Raw genomic sequence first — 2928 nt, forward strand, 5'->3', positions numbered from 1 at the left:
GTCAGCGTCGTCTTGCCGTGGTCAACGTGACCAATCGTACCAACGTTGACGTGCGGCTTGGTCCGCTCAAACTTTTCCTTGGCCATTTTCAACTCCCGAAAGGAATTTCACATGTTGCGCCGCGCGCAAACAGACACTGACTTTTTACTGCTGGTGCCCATGGGCAGGATCGAACTGCCGACCTCTCCCTTACCAAGGGAGTGCTCTACCACTGAGCCACATGGGCGGTATTACGCTTCAACTACACGGACTGGAGCGGGTGAAGGGAATCGAACCCTCGTCGTAAGCTTGGAAGGCTTCTGCTCTACCATTGAGCTACACCCGCACGGGCCACTAACGATTCCCTACCGCTCTCTGCGCTGATGTTCTGGTGGAGGAGGTTGGATTCGAACCAACGTAGGCGTAAGCCAACAGATTTACAGTCTGCCCCCTTTAGCCACTCGGGCACCCCTCCGTAGAGAACTGACGATTATGGGGGTGCATCGCACTCTTGTCAAGCACATCCGGAAGATTATTTTCATTCTCTTCCAGCGCACCCTGGCGACTCACCCGACACCCGCGCTCACCCGGCTGAGGCAAGCACAAGAGGATCGCCGATCGGCGCCCACATCTTCGTCAGACTCCGTCTTCAGCTTCGATTTGCATCTTCGCTGAAAACGAAAGACCGCCATGATACGACCTCTCACGCATAATGCCAAGCGGGTAAACGCAAAAAATTTGCAATTTCCATGCCGGATGAATCTGCAAGGCTTCCGACGCGAGCCCAGGGGGTAGGTTGATTAATGGCGACATATCAGCACCCCGCCAAACCCGGGACAACCGGCTTCTGCGCGCAAGGGTTTCCGGCAAACGGGGTGCCGAAGCCGGATTCCACGGAAGGCGTCGCCGTTCCCGCTTGCTCCGTTGCGACACCGGAATCGAACCCGGAAAGCACCTAGGGGCCATCTTCGCCCCCTCCCCTCATCACCACTGACGGAAGGCACGCGCGGTACCATCCCGTGTTCCGCGATCATGCCGACCGCTCTCCCGTTTCCCTGCCTCCACGCGATACCCTGTCGTCCTTCTTGCCTTCGCACTGGTCTTTGCTTCCTCGGTGGCACATGCGGGCAACATCGACAACGCGTGGTGCAGCACGGGAAGGATCGCGGCAGTCCGAGAGCCGACGCTTTCCGGGCGCCACACCGCCAGACGCGCGAAAGGCGCCGCGGCTCGCGCGACGCATGAGACTTTAAAACCGGCCGTCGACGCCGGCTGCTTGTTGGCCACCAGCACGCGGCGACGCCCGCGAGTCACGACTCCGGAAGCGATCGCGTACGCGTGGTTGCCGAACGAGCGTCAACCGACGTTATCGCGGCTGATAGCGACGCTGGCACCTTGCGAGAAGGTCCAACAGCTCGGCCTGCCTAGATGTCTTGGTGCCGCCGATGCGCGACGATCTGCGCCCGCACGCCTGCTGCCACATCGCTTGCGTGTCGCCGTCGTTGCGAACGTTCAACAGTGCAGCGCGCATTGTGTCGAACCGTCCTTTGTGCAAGCCGACCACCATGAATGTCTGGGCGGCCTATCGCGGCGAGGCGGAGCTGTACACGCGCCATCCGACGTGTGGATACGAGTGGAACCTCGTTCAGTCAAGCGCGGAACTGCATCGGCTTTGACCGGGGCGCCCGTACGTCGCCCCGTACGAACCAGGCGGCAGGGAAGCCGACATTCAACGTGGGTTCGTCGACATCGACTACTCACTGCCCGGCGATGCTCATGTCGACCCGGAGCCATGGCAACAGCACGATCCGCCGATTCGCCCGATCGAGCGCTTGGCACTGTGTAGTCCAAGCACTGCATGCACGGTGCGGTCGTCCGGCGTCAACGCGGACGGTACGCATTTCGGATTGATGGGCGAAGGCCGCCACTATTTCGGCGGCGCCGCCTATTCGCTCGTCGAAGAAATTCGCCTCTGCGACGCCTTCGCGCCGATGGAAGGCCTCATGGCGGTTGCGGTCGTCACGCATATGCCGACGGGCGCGCGATCTCGGCCTCGCGCTGTCGCCGAGGCAGCCGTGGATTTGCCCTGAAACGCGCCAATCACACACCAGCACCTCGAAACAGAATCGACGACGTTGTGCGAAGATAGGCGATATAAACCAATTAAGAGCCCGAGATAATGGACTCCGATTTGCGATGGCTAGACTTGCCGTGCAATGTGCTCGAGGAGGTAAATAACGAGAGAACGACCGGAGGCGTGATCACTTCGAGCATGACGCGGCCATCGGCGGCACCCCGGCGATTGACGGAGCCTTCGGCTGCGCGCAAGGGTGACCCCTGCCGCGCCCCTGGTCGGTTCATCTCGGGATGGAAACCGCACGGAGCTCGAAGCCAGTGGCAACCGAGATGATAGACGTGGTAGATCTCGCGGCGCGGGTTCGATGCAGTCAACGATAATGAGGAGCAGGATGCGTCAATGAGCCGCCATCTGCTCAAACAATTCGGCGCCGATCAGACTCTCGCGCTGCGAGCGGTGCAAGACTGGCCGCCCTGGCCGCGGAGTTACCGGCAGCAGCGGGGTCGAGCCACTCGTCCATTCGCGACACGGCGCGCGGCGTACATGAAAGTCCCGCCCGACCAGCCAGCCAGCCAACTTGCTTGCTTGCTTGCTTGCTTGCTTGCTTGCTTGCTTGCTTGCTTGCGCCGCCGCCAACGCCAACGCCAACGCCAACGCCAACGCCAACGCCCGGCGGTGATTGCACATTTTCTGCGCTGCAAATGCAAAAACCCCCGCCTTTCGGGCGGGGGTTTCTGGCTTAGGGAGCCTGACGATTACCTACTTTCACACGGGAATCCGCACTATCATCGGCGTAGAGTCGTTTCACGGTCCTGTTCGGGATGGGAAGGGGTGGGACCGACTCGCTATGGTCATCAGGCAAAGAGGGTTGT

The 2928-nt window shown here is 60.8% G+C and carries 3 protein-coding genes, 3 tRNA genes and 1 rRNA gene; 2 read left to right on the forward strand and 5 right to left on the reverse strand.

Translation table 11 applies throughout. The annotated features are described in order from the left end of the window. From DIE16_RS36095 to DIE16_RS36110, 4 genes are all read right to left on the reverse strand, one after another. Positions 1-86: GTP-binding protein (locus tag DIE16_RS36095; RefSeq protein WP_039555751.1), on the reverse strand; the 86-nt coding region annotated here is incomplete at its 3' end. Between the two features lie 65 nt (positions 87-151). Then, positions 152-226 (reverse strand) — tRNA-Thr (locus DIE16_RS36100). A 25-nt stretch (positions 227-251) separates the two neighbouring features. Next, a tRNA-Gly gene (locus tag DIE16_RS36105) sits at positions 252-325 on the reverse strand. Positions 326-368: 43 nt separating this feature from the next. Beyond that, positions 369-454, reverse strand: a tRNA-Tyr gene (locus DIE16_RS36110). 970 nt (positions 455-1424) lie between these two features. Here DIE16_RS36110 and DIE16_RS36115 point away from each other — a divergent pair. Next, entirely contained in the window at positions 1425-1655 is a 231-nt protein-coding gene (locus DIE16_RS36115) for a hypothetical protein (protein ID WP_124489879.1), read from the forward strand. A gap of 189 nt (positions 1656-1844) precedes the next feature. Next, positions 1845-2069 carry a hypothetical protein gene (locus DIE16_RS36120; RefSeq protein ID WP_124524429.1) on the forward strand — a complete coding sequence of 75 codons (225 nt, stop codon included), beginning with the start codon at positions 1845-1847 and terminating at the stop codon, positions 2067-2069. 733 nt (positions 2070-2802) lie between these two features. Here DIE16_RS36120 and rrf read toward each other — a convergent pair. Then, positions 2803-2915, reverse strand: a 5S ribosomal RNA gene (gene rrf, locus DIE16_RS36125). Positions 2916-2928 lie beyond the last annotated feature (13 nt).

The sequence above is a fragment of the Burkholderia sp. Bp9090 genome (genome assembly GCF_003857985.1).
Lineage (GTDB): Bacteria > Pseudomonadota > Gammaproteobacteria > Burkholderiales > Burkholderiaceae > Burkholderia.